Consider the following 16,800-nt stretch of genomic DNA (forward strand, 5'->3'; position numbering starts at 1 on the left):
GGCTCACCTCCTGGGGAGCAGCAAAGAACGGTGCCATTCATAAAACGCGGGCAGTACGGCACGCAGTACGCGAAAGGCCGATATTCCCCCGCGGACGGTGCCGATACGGACGAGCTCATGCTCCGGAGCGTCCACGATCACCCGGACGGCCGCAACCGGACGGTCCGGAGCGCCGGGGGCGCTCCCGACGCGGGTCGCGGTCCAGAGGGTGGCGGCCGATTCCATGTCGACCCCGATGGCGCCGCCGGCGCGCAGCTGGGCGCGCTCCTGGCCCCGGACGACGTGATCGGATCCGGTCAGTGCACCGAGGTGTACGGTCCGGCCGGGTACGGCCCGGGCCAGTGCCTCGGCGAGCAGGGCGGAACCGGCGCAGGCGACCGTGCCGCGCGGGTCCCGGGTCTCCTCGGCGACGATCAGGTCGCCGGGGCTCATGCCGGGCAGCAGCCCGGCGCAGAAGCCGGTGGCGAGCACGGCGGCGCCGCGCAGCTCCGGCTCGGCGAGTTTGCGGCCGACGGCGCGCTCGGCCGCTCGCGGGCCCATGCCGGTGCGCAGGACCTCGTACCGCTCGGGCGCGCCGTGCTCGCGGACGCTGCGGTACGAGGCGCTGCGCAGGGCGGTCCGCTCGATGCGCAGGGCGCAGGCGATCAGCAGCGGCGGCGGTGCGGCCGCGGCGGGGCCGCCGGTCATCGGGCCTCCCCGGGGGACGGGGCCGCGTGCGGGAACGCGGCCGGATCGGCGTACCGCCCGCCCGGGCCGAACGGTTCTCCGTACAGGTAGCGGCCCAGCGCGGTGAGCGGGAAGACCTGTCGGTACAGGTGGTAGTTGATGGAGAAGTCCCAGGGGAATCCGGTGCCGGTGAAGTACGGCTCGTCCCAGGTGCCGTCGGCGCGCTGGGTGGAGACGAGGTAGCCGATCCCCCGCTCCACGGACGGCGCGTCGCGCTCCCCCGCCGACAGCAGGGCCATCAGCGCCCACGCCGTCTGCGAGGCCGTCGAGGCACCCTTTCCCGCCCAGGACGGGTCCTGGTAGGAGCGCTGGTCCTCGCCCCATCCCCCGTCCTCGTTCTGTACGGACTCCAGCCAGGCCACGGCGCGCCGGATCGCGGGGTGCGAGGGGGCGTAGCCGGCTGCGGTCAGCGCCGGGAGCACCGAGCCGGTGCCGTAGACGTAGTTGGTGCCCCAGCGGCCGAACCAGCCGCCGTTCGGGTCCTGTTCGGCGAGGAGCCAGGCGATGCCGCGCCGGGTGCGGGCGTCGCCCGCCCGGCCCTCGACGGCGAGCATCTCCACGACGTGGGCGGTGACGTCGGCCGAGGGCGGGTCGATGACCTCGCCGAAGTCGCAGAAGGGCAGCTTGTTGGGGTAGGGGCTGGTGTTGTCGGCGTCGAAGGCTCCCCAGGCCCCGTTCTTCGACTGCATGCCGAGGTTCCACGACACGCCCCGGGCGATGGCCCCCTCCACGCGCGCCGGGTCGGGGTGCTTGACGCGGCGCAGGGCGAGGACGACCTCGGCGGTGTCGTCGATGTCGGGGTAGTTGTCGTTGTGGAACTCGAACGCCCAGCCGCCCGGGGCCAGTTGGGGCCTGCGCACGGCCCAGTCCCCACTGCGCACGATCTCCTCGCCGAGCATCCAGTCGGCGGCCTTGACCAGTGCGGGGTGGTCGGGGCGCAGTCCCGCGTCGGCCAGCGCGATGGCCGCCAGGCAGGTGTCCCACACCGGGGACTGGCAGGCCTCGATCATGCGGGCGCCGTCCGCGCGCCAGACGGCGAAGCGGTCCAGGGACTCCAGTCCGGCGCGCATCACCGGGTGCCGGAGGTCGTAGCCGAGCAGGTGCAGGGCGATGACGGAGTACACGGCGGGCGGCTGGATGCCGCCCCAGCAGCCGTCGTTCTCCTGCCGTTCCACGATCCAGCGGCCGGCACTCGCCATGGCCGCCGCGCGCAGCCGGCGCGGGGCGAACCGGCGGTAGACGTGCAGGGCCTTGTCCATGCGCTGGAAGGCGCCGCCCCAACTGGCCAGCGGTGCGAGCTTCTTGGCGGGGTACGGGGTCCGCGCGTCGGTGTGCAGCTCGTCCAGGGCGAAGGGGGCCGGGCGGACCGGGCGCAGGGCGGAGACCACGGTGAGGGGGACGATCGTCTGCCGGGCCCAGCAGCCGAAGTCGTAGATGTTCAGCGGTACCCAGGGCGGCAGGAAGAGCAGTTCGGGCGGGAGCTCGGGCAGGTGGTCCCAGCTCCACCAGCCGAACAGCGCCAGCCAGATGCGGGTGAAGACGCGGGCGCCCGCCACTCCCCCGTTGGCCCGGATCCACGCGGAGGCGCGGGCCATGTGCGGGGCGTCGGGCGCGTCTCCGGCGAGGCGCAGGGCCACGTAGGCCTCGATGGTGGCGGAGAGGTCGCAGGGGCCGCCGTGGAAGGTGGTCCAGGTGCCGTCGTCCTGCTGCTCCCCGCGGATGAACAGGGCCGCCGCCCTGGTGGTGGCCTCGTCGCGGATCCCGAGGAACTGGCGCAGCAGCAGGTCCTCGGCGTCCATGGTGACGTTGGTCTCCAGGTCGCCCTTCCACCAGCCGGCCTCGTCCTGCCGGTCGAGCAGGTCCCGCACCGCCCGCTCGGTGGCCTCGCGGACCCCGCGCGGCCCCGCGGAGCCGGGGTCCGGTCCGGCGCCCGGAACCGGGCCCGGCGGCCCGGAGGCGGGCCCGGGACCGGGCTCGTTCGGGTCGGCGCCGCAGGCATGGGCGCCGCCGTCGGTCGTCGCAGTCATGGCTTCCCCTTTGCGTGCAGTGTCCTCTGCTGTCATCCGCTGTTCTGGGGGCCGCCGTCGGCCGGTACTACTGGCAGGCAGTACCGGCCGGCGACTCGCGATTCATATGCGCGTACGGGTGGCGATCACCTCTTGCGCACGACGACGAAGTCGGCGAGCGCGACGAGCTGGTCGCGCACGCGCTGGTCCATGTCCACGTCGTCGAGGGCCTTGATGGCGATCTCGTACTGGCGGCGCGCCTCGTCGGCGGTCCACTGGCGGCCGCCGGCGGCCTCGATGAGCGCGGCGCGGGCCGCGAACTCCTCCTCGGAGAAGTTCTCGAAGTCGTTGCTCTTGGCATCGGCGGCGAGCAGTTCGGTCAGTTCCTCGCAGGCCGGTCCGCCGGCGGCCAGGGCCGCGACGACGGGCAGCGACTTCTTGCGCTGGCGCAGGTCGCTCCAGGTCTGCTTGCCGGTGGACTCCGGGTCGCCCCAGATGCCGAGGAGGTCGTCGACGGCCTGGAAGGCGAGGCCGAGGTGGTAGCCGTACTCCTCCAGCTTGTCGGCCGTACGGCCGTCCGCGCCGCCGAGCACGGCGCCGATGGAGACCGCGCAGGCGAGCAGGGCGCCGGTCTTGTTACCCTCCATCTCCAGGCACTCCTCGACGCTGACGCTCTCGCGGTGCTCGTAGGAGATGTCCTGGGCCTGGCCGTCGATGAGCTTGCGGCTCGCGGTGGTCAGGCGGCGCGCCGCGCGGCCGGCCTCGACCGTGCCGAGCTCCAGCAGCACCTCGTTGGCCAGGGCGAACAGGGCGTCGCCGACCAGGATGGCGAGGGCGGGTCCATGGACCTTCCACACCGTGTCGCGGTGGCGGCGCTGCTCGTCGCCGTCCATCAGGTCGTCGTGCAGCAGCGAGAAGTTGTGGACGAGTTCGACGGCGACGGCGCCGGGGATGCCGACCTCGGCGGCGGCGCCGGCGGCTTCCGCCGAGAGCAGGGCGAGGGCGGGGCGGACGGCTTTGCCGCCGTCGCCGTCCGCCGGGTTGCCGTAGGCGTCGATCCAGCCGAAGTGGTAGGCGGCGACGGTGTCCATGGGCGCGGCGAGCCGGTCCACGGCGGCGCGGAGCACGGGCGTCGAGAGCGTACGGCCTCGTTCGAGGAGGGCGAGCGTGTCCGCCTTCTCCCCGCCGGCCGGGCCCGCACTGGCGTCCGTGTTCTCGACGGCCGGATTCCCCGGGTTCACTGGCTCTCCTCTGGTTCCTGTACGTACTGCGGTGCGTGATGCTGCGGTGCCGGTGGTGCCGGTCGTCCCGGTACCGGTGGCGCCTACGGTGCCGGTGGTGGTCATACCGCCTCCTGCAAGGGGTGTTCGCGGTGGCGGCCCAGCGGGACGAGCGCGGCGTGGGCCGCGCTCAGTCCGCTGCGGACGGCGCTCTCCATGGTCGCGGGCCAACCCGTCGCGGTCCACGCACCGGCGAGGAAGAGCCCCGGCGTGTCGGTCCGGGTTCCGGGCCGGAGCCGTCCGACGCCGGGTGTGGGGGCGAAGGTCGCTGTGCGTTCCCGGGTGACGAAGAAGTCGCGCACCTTGGCTCCGCGCGCGGCGGGCAGCAGCCGTTCCAGCTCGGGCAGGTACTTCGCGCGCAGGACGGAGACGGGCTCGTCGATGTCCTCGTGGGCGACCGACTGGGACAGGGCCAGGTACTGGCCGCCGTCGGGGAGTCCCGAGGAGTCGGTGCGGTCGAAGACCCACTGGACCGGGGAGCCGAGGGCCGCGAAGAAGGGCTGCTTGAGCACCCTGCGGTCGTAGACGACGTGGACGTTGAGGATCGGCGCGGTGCCGATGTCGAGCAGCTTGTCGGGGTCGGCGAGCGCTCCGGCGGGCAGCAGCCCGTGGGCCTCGCGCTGCGGGACGGCGAGGACGACGGTGCCGGCGTCGAACGAGTCGCCCTCGGTGGCCACCCGCCAACCGCCCTCCGGGGTACGGGAGATGTCCGTGACCCGGGTGCGCAGTTCGGTGCGCACCCCGGCGGCGTCCAGGGCCTTGCGGGCGAGGGTGTCGTGCAGGTCGCCGAGCGGTACCCGGGCCCAGCCGATGTCGGCCGCGCCGTTCTCGGAGAGCAGGCCGGTCTTGAAGACCATGGCGGCCAGTCCCAGCGAGGACTGCCCGGCGGTGGCGTTGAGCGTGGCGATGCCGACGAGGTCCCACAGCGCCTCGATGGTGCGCGGGGACTGGCCGTACCGGCCGAGCCAGGTCGCGAAGTCCACGCCGTCGAGCGCCGGGTCGGCGGGGTCGAGGCGGCGCAGCGCCAGGGCTGCGCGCCCGACGGACGCCCGCTCGGCGAGCGAGAGGTGCGGGTAGCGTGCCAGCGAGGCGGCCAGGTGCAGCGGTACGGGCAGGGCGCTGCGGCGCAGCCGGCCGAGCCGGGGGCCACCGGGGTGGGCGACGTCGAGGACGGGCACGTCGAGCCGGTCCTGCAGCGGCGCCAGGTGGGCGCCGTCGATCCGGTCGAGGAACCACCGGTAGGCGGTGCAGCAGCGCAGGTAGACGTGCTGGCCGTTGTCGACGGTCAGTTCCCCGCGCTTGAAGGAGAACGCCAGGCCGCCGAGGCGGGGCCGGCCCTCCAGCAGGGTCACCCGCAGTCCTGCGTCGGCGAGTTCCAGCGCGGTGGTCACACCGGCGAGCCCGCCGCCGACGACCACGGCCCGGTCCACGGTCATGCGTCCTCCTCCGTCACTCCCACGGACGCCGCCGGGCGCCGCGGGGTTGCTCCCGTCCGCCCCGCCGGCACGGCTCGCCGGCCCGCCGTCATCAGAGCCGCCTCCTGGCGCTCTGGCGCGCGATGGTCCGCGCGTCCAGGCCGGAGAGGCCGCGGACCGCCACGTACGCCTTCTCGTGCGGCGGCAGCGAGACCCGGCCGCGGAGCACGGCCTGCGGCTCGCGCTCGATGCGGTCGAGCAGGCGCCGGTAGATGCCGGCCATGGCCGCGACGCAGGCGCCGCTGCGCCGGTCGAGCAGGGGCAGCAGCCGGTAGCCCTCCACGAACAGGGCGCGGGCGCGCCGGACTTCGTGGTGGACGAGCCCGGCGAAGTCGGCGCCGCGGGGCATCCGCTCGCTGTTGAACCCCTCCGAGCAGCCGAACTTGGCGAGGTCCTCGGCGGGCAGGTAGGTCCGCCCGTTGGCCGCGTCCTCGCGGACGTCCCGCAGGATGTTGGTGAGTTGCAGGGCGAGACCGAGGGTGTCGGCGTACTCGCCCGCCCGCGCCGCGTCGTGCGCGCCGGAGCCGGCGTGCCCGGCCGCGCCGCCGGAGGCCGCGGTGCCGAAGACTCCGAGCGAGAGCCGGCCGATGGCTCCGGCCACGCAGCGGCAGTAGACCTTGAGGTCGTCCCAGGTCTCGTAGGTCTCCCCGCGGACGTCCATGAGGACGCCGTCGATGAGTTCGTCGAGCCCTTCGAGCGGGATCGGGAAGCGGCGCGAGGCGTGCGCGAGGGCGACCGCGACCGGGTCGGTGTCGTCCTCGTCGATCTCCTCGGCGCGGATCCGGCCCAGCAGGGTGCGGGTCTCCTCCAGCCGTGCCAGTTTGACCTCGTGCGGCAGCGTGCCGTCGCCGATGTCGTCGACCCGCCGGGAGAAGGCGTACAGCGCGGACATCGCCTGCCGCTTGTCCGCGGGCAGCAGCCGGATGCCGTAGGCGAAGTTGCGCGCCTGCGAGCCGGTCACGGCCTCGCAGTAGCTGTAGGCGGCCGAAATCGGTGCGGACATCGCTGTCGGCGCGGACGGTGCGCCGGGTGCGGACGCGTGTGTGGGGCCCTCCACGATGGGGCTCACCCCTTTCTCGGCGCTGTGCGCAGGACGGCGGCCACCTCGCGGAGCAGGACGCTCTTGGTGGCCTTGGGCGGGCCGGGGAGGACGTCGAAGCCGGCGGCGGTGACGGCTCGCAGGGCGGCGCGTCCCCCTCCCACGAAGCCCGCGAGCAGCAGCCGGAGCCTTCCGTGGACGCTGCCCACGAGCGGCGTGCCTTCGTCGAGGAGCTCCCGCGCCCGTTCGGTTTCGAAGGCGACGAGGGCGCGTACGGACGCACCCGCGGACGGGGCCTTCAGGTCGGTCTCGGTCACGTGGAAGCGGCGCATGTCCTCGCCCGGGAGGTAGATCCGGTCCCGGGCGAGGTCCTCGGCGACGTCCTGGAGGTGTTCGGCGATCTGCAGGGCGGTGCAGACGGCGTCGGAGCGGCGGATCCGCTCGGGGGTGCTGGTGCCGGTGAGGTCCAGCACGAGCCGCCCCACCGGGTTGGCGGAGAGCTCGCAGTAGCCGACGAGGTCGCCGTACGTCGCGTAGCGCGCGACCCGCTGGTCCTGGCGGTTGGCCTCGATGAGCCCCAGAAACGATTCGGGGGTGAGCCCGTGGGCGCGCACGACGGGCTGCAGGGCCAGCATCAGGGGGTGGCGCGGGGGGCCGTCGGTGCCGCCGAAGACGCGCCCCAGGTCGGCTTCGAGGGCGTCGAGCATGGCGAGCCGGTCGTCCGTGGCGGCGGGGTCGAGCCCGAGCAGCACGGCGTCGTGGCCGCCCGGGGCGAGGTCGCCGTCGCCGATGTCGTCGACCAGACGGGCGTACCCGTACACCGCCATCAGGCCCTCGCGCCAGGCGCGGGGCAGGAAGGCGGGGGCGACGGGGAAGTTCTCGGAGCGCGCCTTGCCGAGAGTGGCGGCGCCGGGGTGGGCGGGGAGGGTGCCGGAGGCGTCGGCCGGCTCGTGCGGCCGGGGGCTGGTGCCGTGCCCCGGGGTCACCGCCCGCCGCCCGCGGCGGGAACGGCCGTCGTGCCTGGGGGCCGGAGAATTCCCGTAGCCATTGCCGTCACATCTCCCGTTCTACACTGCCAACCTAAAACATCCTATTTCGGACACGCCGCCGCACTTTCCCGGGGCGTACCGGGCTATTCACCTATAGGGGGAATCGTCCCCAGTTGCCCATGATTGAGGCCTGGCCCAGCTTACGCTGTACAACGGCGCCGGGGCTCGACGGGTATTCGCTCCACCACACAATGTCGCCCGCACGCCACTCGCGTGGAAAGGGGGCGACCCCGGCGTGCCCGGCACCCGTACGGCATGCGACGGCCCCCGCCGCCGGACGCGGTGGGGGCCGTCGGTGGAGAACCGTCAGCTGGTCGCCTTCTCGTAGGCCGCGACGACTTCCTCGGTGGGGCCGTCCATCAGGAGTTCGCCCCGCTCCAGCCACAGCACCCGGTCACAGGTGTCGCGGATGGACTTGTTGTTGTGACTCACCAGGAAAACGGTTCCGGCGGTCTTGCGTAGTTCCCGGATGCGCTCTTCGGAACGCACCTGGAACTTCCGGTCACCGGTGGCCAGCGCCTCGTCGATCATCAGGACGTCGTGGTCCTTGGACGCGGCGATGGAGAAACGCAGGCGCGCGGCCATGCCGGAAGAGTAGGTCCGCATCGGCAGGGAGATGAAGTCCCCCTTCTCGTTGATGCCCGAGAAGTCGACGATGTCCTGGTACCGCTCCCGGATCTGCGCGCGGGTCATCCCCATCGCGAGACCGCCGAGGACCACGTTGCGCTCACCGGTGAGGTCGTTCATCAGCGCCGCGTTGACACCCAGCAGCGAGGGCTGGCCGTCGGTGTAGACCTTGCCCGACTCGCAGGGCAGCAGACCCGCGATGGCCCGCAGCAGGGTGGACTTGCCGGAGCCGTTGGAGCCGATGACACCGATGGCCTCGCCGCGGTACGCCGTGAAGGAGACCCCGCGCACGGCGTGGACCCGGCGCACGCCCGGTGCGTCGCCGCGCCGTCGGCGGACTATCTTGCTGAGCGCCGCCGTGGCGCTGCCCTTGCCGGCGCTGCCGGTGTTGACCCGGTAGACGATGTGCACGTCGTCGGCGATGACGGTGGGGACGTGCCCCTGGTTGTTCTCAGCCACGGCCGTAACGCTCCTCAGCCTTCCAGAAGTACACGAATCCGCCGATGCCGAGCAGGAGGGCCCAGCCGACCGCGAAGGCCCAGACGTGCGGCGGCAGGTGGCTCCCGCCGTACCCGTCGATGAGCGCGAAGCGGATCAGGTCCATGTAGATCGCGGCCGGGTTCCACTGCAGGATGTCCGCGATCCACGGCGGCTTGCCCGCGAGCATCGTGTCGATCGAGAACATGACGCCGGAGGCGTACATCCACGTACGCGTGACGAACGGCATGAGCTGCGCGAGGTCGGGGGTCTTGGACCCCATCCGGGCGAAGACCAGGGCGAGACCGGTGTTGAAGGCGAACTGGAGGATCAGTGCCGGGATCACGAGCAGCCACGACAGCGACGGGTAGTTGCCGAACCCGATCGTGACCACGAACACGACGACCATCGAGAACAGCAGCTGCTGGAGCTGCTGCAGCGAGAAGGAGATCGGCAGCGAGGCGCGCGGGAAGTGCAGGGCCCGGACCAGCCCGATGTTGCCCGGAATCGCCCTGACGCCCGCCATCAGCGAGGTCTGCGTGAAGGTGAAGACGAAGACGCCGATCACCAGGAAGGGGATGTAATCGTGCTTGTCGATGCCCCGCCCGGCGTTCAGGATCAGCCCGAAGATCAGGTAGTAGACCAGCGCGTTCAGCAGCGGGGTCGCCACCTGCCAGATCTGGCCCAGCTTCGCCTGGCTGTACTGGGCCAGCAGCTTGGCCCGGGAGAACGCGATGATGAAGTGGCGGCGTTCCCAAAGCTGGCGCACGTACTCGACCAGGCTCGGTCGGCGTCCGCTGACGGACAGGCCGTACTTCCGGGCGAGCTCCGCGGAGCTCAGCCCGGCGTCTTCGGACGGCCGCCTGCTCGTGGCAAGGGTTCCGTCCTGGGTTGTGTCACTCACAAGATGAAACTTTCCGTCTTCATGATGCGGCAGAAGGTGGCATCGGGCCTGAGTCGATCGGTTCGTGATCGCGCCATGGTCTCAGACCCGGACGTGTCAGATGACAGGCGGTCGGCCCAGCCGGGTCAGCCGCCAGACCGTACGCCATTTCATGGGGCGCCGGGGACCGCAGGAGGTGGTCCAGCCCTCCTTGAAGCCGCCGAACCACGCCTTGAGCGCGGGCCCCGAGGGCTTGCGCAGGAGCGTCAGCAGGAGCCAGACGCCCACGTAGACCGGGACCAGCGGGGCGGGCAGGTTGCGTCGGGCCAGCCATACCCGGTTGCGAGCCACCATACGGTGGTAGACCGCGTGCCGGGAGGGGGCCGTGGCGGGGTGCAGGAGCACCATGTCCGCCCGGTAGTCGATCAGCCACCCGGCGTCGAGCGCCCGCCAGGCCAGATCGGTCTCCTCGTGCGCGTAGAAGAACTGTCCCGGGAGGTCCCCGACCTGTTCGAACACCTTCGTGCGGACGGCGTTGGCGCCGCCCAGGAAGGTGGTGACGCGCGAGGAGCGCATCGGGTCGGAGGCCCGCAGCCGGGGGACGTGCCGCCGCTGCGTCTCGCCGCTCTGCGGATCGGCGATCCGGAAGCTGACGATGCCCAGCTCGGGGTCCTCCGTGAAGGCCTGCCGGCACAGCTCGGCGGTGTCGGTGCGCTCCAGCAGTCCGTCGTCGTCCAGGAAGAGCAGGACGTCCACGTCGAAGGCGCCGCCGCCCGCGGTGCGGAAGGCCTCGATGCCGACGTTGCGGCCGCCGGGGATGCCCAGGTTCTCGGGCAGCTCGACGGTGCGCACGCCGGCCGCCGGGTCCGCCAGGCCGGTGAGCGGTACGCCCTGGCCGACGACGACCACCTCGACCGGGGCCCCGTCCTGCCGGGCCACCGAGTCGAGGAGCGCCTTGAGCTCGTCCGGGCGGTTGCCCATGGTGATGATGACGGCGCCCAGCCGCAGCGGCGCCGTCACTTGAGCCTGCTGGAGGCAAGGACCGACACCAGGTGCAGCACCGTCTGCAGCATCGCGATGCCCGCGAGCACCGCGACGCCGAGGCGGGAGAAGTACAGGTCGCCGCGCATCTGGTCCAGGACCGCCAGCACCAGGATGAGCAGCGAGGCCTCGATGCCCAGGACCAGCCGGTGGAACTTGAGGCCGGCCGCGGCCCGGCGGGCGAGTGCCATGCCGGACGAGCGCGGCGTGGCCGCCGCGTCCTGGACCACGGGCTTGCCGGCCTGGTGGCGGGCGACGCCGACCAGGTCGGTCTCGGCCTTGATCAGGATCGCGCCGAGCGCCGCGAGGGTGCCCAGGAAGGCCCACAGCCAGTCGATGCGCCCGGTGCCCCACAGGTCGGAGGCGCGCAGGCCGAAGCCGACCAGCACCGCCGCGTCGCACAGGTAGGCGCCGACCCGGTCCAGGTAGACCCCGGACAGCGAGAACTGCTTCTTCCAGCGGGCGACCTCGCCGTCGACGCAGTCGAGCAGCAGGTACATCTGGACCGCGACCACGCCGAGGACGGCGCCCCAGACGCCCGGCACCAGCAGGGCCGGGGCGGCGAGGACTCCGGCGAGGGTCATCACGTAGGTCAGCTGGTTCGGCGTGACCTTGGTGGTGACCAGGAGGCGGGTGATGCGCAGGGAGATCTCGCGCATGTAGAGGCGCCCGCCCCAGTGTTCGCCGCTGACCCGGTCCTTGACGCCCGCCGGGTGAACGACGGGCCGGAGTTCAGCTACGGATGGTCTTGGCATAATCGGCGTAAGCGTCCCTGATCTCGGCGGCGGACAGGTTGAGGTGCTCCAGGATCGTGAACCGTCCCGGACGGGTCTGGGGTGCGTACTCGACTGCAGCGACGAACTCCTCCACGCTGAACCCGATCTCCTCGGGCAGCACGGGCAGGCCGTGACCGCGCAGCACCTGGACGAAGAGCTCGGACTGCTCCTTGGCCCCCCGCAGGTGCATGGCGAAGGCCGCACCGATGCCGACCTGCTCGCCGTGGAGCGCGGAGCGTCCCGGGTAGAGCAGGTCGAAGGCGTGGCTGATCTCGTGGCAGGCGCCGGACGCCGGGCGGGTGTCCCCGCTGATCGACATGGCGATGCCGGTGAGGACCAGCGCCTCGGAGAGCACCGTGAGGAACTCGTCGTCGCCGCAGCCGCCCGGGTGGCGCAGCACGGACTCCCCGGCGGTACGGGCCATGGCCGCGGCCAGACCGTCCACCGGCTCACCGGTGATCTTGTGAGAAAGCTCCCAGTCGGCGATCGCCGAGATGTTGGAGAGGCAGTCGCCGATGCCGGAGCGGACGAAGCGCACCGGGGCCTCGCGGATCACGTCGAGGTCGATCACCATGGCGATCGGCGTCGGGACGCCGTAGGAGCCCCGGCCGTTGTCGTTGTCCAGGGTGGCGACCGGCGAGCAGATCCCGTCGTGCGCCAGGTTGGTGGCGACGGCCACCATGGGCAGCCCGACCCGCGCCGCGGCGTACTTGGCCACGTCGAGGATCTTGCCGCCGCCGAGGCCCACGACGGCGTCGTAGCGGTTCCCCTTTATGTCGTCGGCGAGCTTGACCGCGGAGTCGATGGTCCCGTCGATGACGGAGTACCAGTCGGCGTGCGGCAGCACCGACTCCAGCTTGGCGCGCAGCACGGCGCCGGAGCCGCCGCTGATGGCGATCGCGAGCTTGCCGGACGATGAGATCCGCTGGTCGGCCAGGAGGCCGGCCAGGTCGTCCATCGCGCCCCGGCTGATGTCGACGACGAGGGGCGAGGGGATGAGCCTCGTCAGTACTGGCATGCGATCGTCCGGCCCTTGGCGAGGTCGTCGTGGTTGTCGATCTCGACCCACTTGACGTCACCGATGGGGGCCACGTCGATGGTGAAACCGTCGTTCACGAGCTGCTGGTAGCCGTCCTCGTAGTAGAGGTCGGGGTCGCGCTCGAAGGTGGTCTTCAGGGCCTCGGCCAGCGCCTCGGCGGCCTCCGGCTCGATGAGGGTGACGCCGATGTACTCGCCGGTCGCGGTGGCCGGGTCCATCAGCTTGGTGATCCGCTGGACGCCCTTCTCACCGTCGGTGATGACCTTCATCTCCTCGTCGGCCAGGCTCTTGACCGTGTCCAGGGCGAGGATGATCTTCTGGCCCTTGCCGCGGGCGGCGAGCAGGGCCTTCTCGACGGAGACGGGGTGGACGGTGTCGCCGTTGGCGAGGATCACACCCTGCCCCAGGACGTCACGGGCGCACCACAGGGAGTAGGCGTTGTTCCACTCCTCGGCCTTGTCGTTGTCGATCAGCGTGATCTTGACGCCGTACTTGGCCTCCAGCGCGTCCCGGCGCTCGTACACGGCTTCCTTGCGGTAGCCGACGACGATGGCGACCTCGGTCAGACCGACCTCGGCGAAGTTGCCGAGCGTCAGGTCGAGGACCGTGATGCTCTCCTCGGCCCCTTCGGGTCCGACGGGCACGAGGGCCTTGGGCAGGGTGTCGGTGTAGGGACGCAGGCGGCGTCCGGCTCCGGCAGCGAGGACGAGGCCGATCATGCTGGTTCTCCTTCGTCATGTACGGCGGGTGCCCCGGAGGAAACCCAGAAGCGGATGCTCTCCACGAGCACCACGAGTGCCACGAACACGGCGAGGGCCGTGAGCGCGACGGGGAAGTCTGCGGCGCGCGACGCCAGGACGGAGGCCAGGACCGTGATCAAGAGGATCCGGCCTTCGTGCCCGCCGATCGTCCGCACCAGCCAGTGCGGGGGCGCGCCGGTGCCACCGCGGATGCGGTAGACCGTGTCGTAGTGATGGTAGGCGACCGCCGCGACCAGTCCGAATGCCGCCGGAAGGGCTCCGGGGACGTCCGCCTTGGCGGCGAGGATCAGGACGGTGGTGTATTCGGCGGCCCGGAAGACGGGCGGCACGAGCCAGTCGAGGGCGCCCTTGAGGGGCCGGGCGACGGCCGCGCCGGCGAGTACGGCGTAGAAGGCGGCGGCGACGATCACCTGGCGGCTGCCGAACCCGTAGGCCCAGGCGGCCCACAGCAGGACGCCCGAGCCGACGACGGCCGCGGCGATCCCGGCGCCGGGGATCCTGCGGCCCACCAGGCGGCCCGTGAGCTCGGCGACCGGGCCCGAGTCGGCGAGGTCCGCCAGGGCCTGGGCGGCCCGGTCGGTCCGGTTCGCCTTGCGGGTCAGCGAGCGCAGGACCCGGCCGGCCGTGGTGTAGAGCGCGCCGAAGGCGCAGCCGACGAGCAGGGCGTAGAAGACGATCCGCGGGGTGGTGAAGGCGATGAGGACCGCGATCATGGCCCAGCGCTCGCCGATCGGCAGGATGATCATGCGCCGGACCCAGACCGTCCAGCCGACGCTGTCCAGCTTGTCGGAGAGGGCTGCGGTGGGGCTCGTATTGGCCGTGGCGTCGTGGTTGGCCTCGTTGAAGGCGAAGTCCACGACGTGCCGGCAGGTCATGAGGATCATGGCGCCCAGCGCCAGGGACCACACGTCGTCGCCGTTCCGTGCCGCGCCGAGCGCGAGGCCCGCGTAGAAGGAGTACTCCTTGGCGCGGTCGAAGGTGGCGTCGAGCCAGGCGCCCATCGTCGAGTACTGGAGCGAGTAGCGGGCGAGCTGCCCGTCCGTGCAGTCCAGGACGAAGGAGACCAGCAGCAGCACGCCGGAGGCCACGTAGCCCCAGCGGTCGCCGGTGGCGGCGCAGCCGGCCGCGATCAGCGCGGTGATCAGCGAGGCGGTGGTGACCTGGTTCGGGGTCAGTCCGCGGCGCGCGCACCAGCGGGCGATGTAGCGCGAGTACGGGCTGATGAAGAAGGTGGTGAAGAATCCGTCGCGGGACTTCACGGCGGTGCGCAGCCGGACGGCCTCGTCGTCGACGGCCGCGACGGCGGCGGTGGCCGCCCGGCGCTCGTCGGTGGTGGCGGGCACGGCGGCCACGAGGGTGCCCAGCTCGGGGCGGTGCACGGGGGTGCCGGCGGCCTCGACGGCGGCGGCGAGCCGGTCGGGGTACGGGCCGTCGCCCACGGGGGCGGACGCGTCGAGCGCGGCGGCCCGGTCCAGGGCCGCGCGGCCGCCGGGCTGGACGGCGAAGGCCCCGGTGACGGCGCAGGCGTCGAACCTCGGGTCCGTCAGCGCGAGCCGCAGGGCGTGCACGTGTCCGACGAACTCCCCGTCCACGACGGCCACCCGCTGCTCGGCGGGTACGCGCGCCAGCGCGGCGGCGGTGTCCGACGGTGTCGCCGCGGGTTGGACCTCGAAGCCGAGGGAGCGCAGCTCGTCGGCGAGCGCTGATCCGGGCACCGGCAGGCCGGTAAGGATGACGGTCGGCAGACGAACTCACTCCTTGCACACACACGGGTAAACGAGCGCCAGGTGGGCCGGCGGCACGTCGGCAGAGGCTATCGGATGAACGGAAGCAGGGGTTCACCGCCTGTTTACGCTCCGATAGGCCGAAAATCATTGGCCTGTCGGTCCTGTGCCGATCATCATTGACGATCGATGGGAGCGATCACAAACCGCCGTGGGTGCCCCGGCTGTTATCGTGGTCGCAGACGTGTACGAGTGACGCGAACGCGTCGCAATCGCCCGAATGTCACACGAGGTGTGACGCACGAGACGTGCCGAACGAAAGAAAGAGGTGGGGTTGATGACCGTCGCAGGCGTCGCCGCCCAGCGCAGCGCACTCCGGTACATCCCCCTCTCCTTCCGGGCGTCCGGCCGGGCCTGATCGCACCGATCACCCGCGTCGGCCGGAGCCCCCTTTCAAGGGTTCACGTTGACCGACCACACCGGTAACACCAGCAACTCCCACACCACCGACTTCAGCACCCGCGGCGACCTGTTCTTCGAGGCGTTCCTGGAGCTGCACCGCGGCCTGCCCCGGCAGTCCCCCGGTTCCGAGGCCACCACCCGCCACCTGCTGTCCCTGTGCGGACCGCTGCCCGAGCGGCCGCGCGCCCTGGACCTGGGCTGCGGTCCCGGCCCCAGCGCCCTGCTGCTCGCCGCCGAGGCGGGCGACCACGGGGCCGACGTCACCGCCGTCGATCTCCAGGACGGCTTCCTCGACGAGCTCCGTACGGCCGCCGCGGCCCGCGGGCTCACCGACCGCGTCCGCGCCGTCAAGGCGGATGTCGGCGACCTCTCCGACCGTCCGGACGGTTCCTTCGACCTCGTCTGGGCCGAGGGTTCCGCCTACAACATCGGCTTCGCCGCCGCGCTCGCACGGTGGAAGCGACTGCTCGCCCCCGGCGGCACCCTGGTGCTGAGCGAGTGCGAATGGACCGTCGACGAACCCTCCGCCGGGGTCCGCGCCTTCTGGGACCCGCACTACGCGCTGCGCTCCACCGCCCGCAACCTGGCCGCGATCCAGGCCGCCGGGTACCAGGTGCTCGGAGTCCACCGGCAGCCCGACTCCGACTGGGCCGCCTACTACGGCCCGCTCGACGAGCGGGTGGCCGGGGCGCCGGAGCCCGCCGGGCCCGAGGCCGCGGCCGCGCTGGGCTTCGTACGCGAGGAGATCGCCGTACGGGAGCGGTACGGGCACGAGTACGGGTACACCGCCTACGTCCTGCGGCCGGTGACGGCCGGGGACGGCGGCGGCTGGCCCGTCCGCCCCGAGGCGGACGGGGACGCGGCCGCCGGGCACGCAGTGCACGCAGTGCACACGGCCGCCTTCGGGACCCCGGCCGAGGCCGACCTCGTGGACGCGCTGCGCGCGGACGGCTCCTGGCTGCCCGGACTCTCCTACGTGGCCGAGGGCCCGGACGGGTCGGTCGCGGCGCACGCCCTGCTGACCCGGTGCGAGGTGGACGGGGCGCCGGCCCTCGCGCTCGCCCCGGTGGCCGCCGCTCCAGCGCTCCAGCGCTCGGGCGCCGGCAGCGCCGTCGTACGGGCGCTGCTCGCGGCGGCCGCGGAGCGCGGGGAGCACCTCGTGCTCGTGCTCGGGCATCCCGAGTACTACGCCCGCTTCGGGTTCGTGCCGGCTTCGCGCTTCGGAATCCGGGCCCCCTTCGAGGTGCCCGACGAGGCGATGATGGCGCTGGTGCTCGACGATTCGGTGCCGGTTCCCACAGGCACGATCAAGTACCCGGCGCCGTTCGGAGTTTGATGCCGGGTCCGGCCCGCGGCCGGATGAACTGAACGGTCCGCCCCCCCCGCATATCACGCGGCGGGGGGCGGACATGCGCGGATCACCGAAGTCGGGGCA

14 protein-coding genes are annotated in these 16,800 nt (G+C 72.3%); 1 reads left to right on the plus strand and 13 read right to left on the minus strand.

What is annotated here, in order from left to right:
* Positions 1-3: 3 nt before the first annotated feature.
* From OG435_RS39495 to OG435_RS39555, 13 genes are all read right to left on the minus strand, one after another.
* Positions 4-687 carry a 1-hydroxy-2-methyl-2-butenyl 4-diphosphate reductase gene (locus OG435_RS39495; protein WP_266884701.1) on the minus strand — a complete coding sequence of 228 codons (684 nt, stop codon included), beginning with the start codon at positions 685-687 and terminating at the stop codon, positions 4-6.
* Positions 684-2,753 (minus strand): squalene--hopene cyclase, encoded by a 2,070-nt coding sequence (gene shc / locus OG435_RS39500; protein WP_266884703.1) that lies wholly within the window; start codon positions 2,751-2,753, stop codon positions 684-686. The genes OG435_RS39495 and shc overlap by 4 nt, the downstream gene beginning before the upstream one ends.
* Positions 2,754-2,878: 125 nt before the next feature.
* Positions 2,879-3,973: a polyprenyl synthetase family protein gene (locus OG435_RS39505; RefSeq protein ID WP_266884705.1), complete on the minus strand. Its 1,095-nt coding sequence runs from the start codon at positions 3,971-3,973 to the stop codon at positions 2,879-2,881.
* Positions 3,974-4,074: 101 nt separating this feature from the next.
* Complete coding sequence (gene hpnE / locus OG435_RS39510; RefSeq protein WP_266884707.1) at positions 4,075-5,448, minus strand: hydroxysqualene dehydroxylase HpnE; 1,374 nt, start codon at positions 5,446-5,448, stop codon at positions 4,075-4,077.
* A gap of 91 nt (positions 5,449-5,539) precedes the next feature.
* The gene (gene hpnD / locus OG435_RS39515; RefSeq protein ID WP_266884709.1) at positions 5,540-6,490 is read right to left on the minus strand and encodes a presqualene diphosphate synthase HpnD; all 951 of its coding nucleotides are present in this window, start codon (positions 6,488-6,490) and stop codon (positions 5,540-5,542) included.
* Positions 6,491-6,552: 62 nt separating this feature from the next.
* Positions 6,553-7,512 (minus strand): squalene synthase HpnC, encoded by a 960-nt coding sequence (gene hpnC, locus OG435_RS39520; protein WP_266884710.1) that lies wholly within the window; start codon positions 7,510-7,512, stop codon positions 6,553-6,555.
* Between the two features lie 369 nt (positions 7,513-7,881).
* Complete coding sequence (locus OG435_RS39525; protein ID WP_266884711.1) at positions 7,882-8,661, minus strand: ABC transporter ATP-binding protein; 780 nt, start codon at positions 8,659-8,661, stop codon at positions 7,882-7,884.
* Entirely contained in the window at positions 8,654-9,583 is a 930-nt protein-coding gene (locus OG435_RS39530) for an ABC transporter permease (protein WP_266884713.1), read from the minus strand. Before OG435_RS39530 ends, OG435_RS39525 begins: the two co-directional genes overlap by 8 nt.
* A gap of 96 nt (positions 9,584-9,679) precedes the next feature.
* A complete protein-coding gene (locus tag OG435_RS39535) occupies positions 9,680-10,543 on the minus strand; it encodes a glycosyltransferase family 2 protein (RefSeq protein ID WP_430625847.1) in 864 nt (287 codons plus the stop codon).
* A 35-nt stretch (positions 10,544-10,578) separates the two neighbouring features.
* Positions 10,579-11,358, minus strand: coding sequence for a CDP-alcohol phosphatidyltransferase family protein (locus OG435_RS39540; protein ID WP_266884717.1), 780 nt, complete (start codon positions 11,356-11,358; stop codon positions 10,579-10,581).
* On the minus strand, positions 11,336-12,397 hold the full coding sequence (locus OG435_RS39545) for an iron-containing alcohol dehydrogenase family protein (RefSeq protein WP_266884718.1): 1,062 nt from the start codon (positions 12,395-12,397) through the stop codon (positions 11,336-11,338). Before OG435_RS39545 ends, OG435_RS39540 begins: the two co-directional genes overlap by 23 nt.
* Entirely contained in the window at positions 12,385-13,137 is a 753-nt protein-coding gene (locus tag OG435_RS39550) for a phosphocholine cytidylyltransferase family protein (protein WP_266884719.1), read from the minus strand. The genes OG435_RS39545 and OG435_RS39550 overlap by 13 nt, the downstream gene beginning before the upstream one ends.
* Positions 13,134-14,924, minus strand: a complete 1,791-nt coding sequence (locus OG435_RS39555; protein ID WP_266886482.1) for a DUF5941 domain-containing protein — start codon at positions 14,922-14,924, stop codon at positions 13,134-13,136. Before OG435_RS39555 ends, OG435_RS39550 begins: the two co-directional genes overlap by 4 nt.
* A 526-nt stretch (positions 14,925-15,450) precedes the next feature.
* Between OG435_RS39555 and OG435_RS39560 the strand changes: the two genes are divergently transcribed.
* Positions 15,451-16,701 carry a bifunctional class I SAM-dependent methyltransferase/N-acetyltransferase gene (locus OG435_RS39560; protein ID WP_266886484.1) on the plus strand — a complete coding sequence of 417 codons (1,251 nt, stop codon included), beginning with the start codon at positions 15,451-15,453 and terminating at the stop codon, positions 16,699-16,701.
* Positions 16,702-16,800 lie beyond the last annotated feature (99 nt).

The organism is Streptomyces sp. NBC_01264 (assembly GCF_026340675.1).
Lineage (GTDB): Bacteria > Actinomycetota > Actinomycetes > Streptomycetales > Streptomycetaceae > Streptomyces.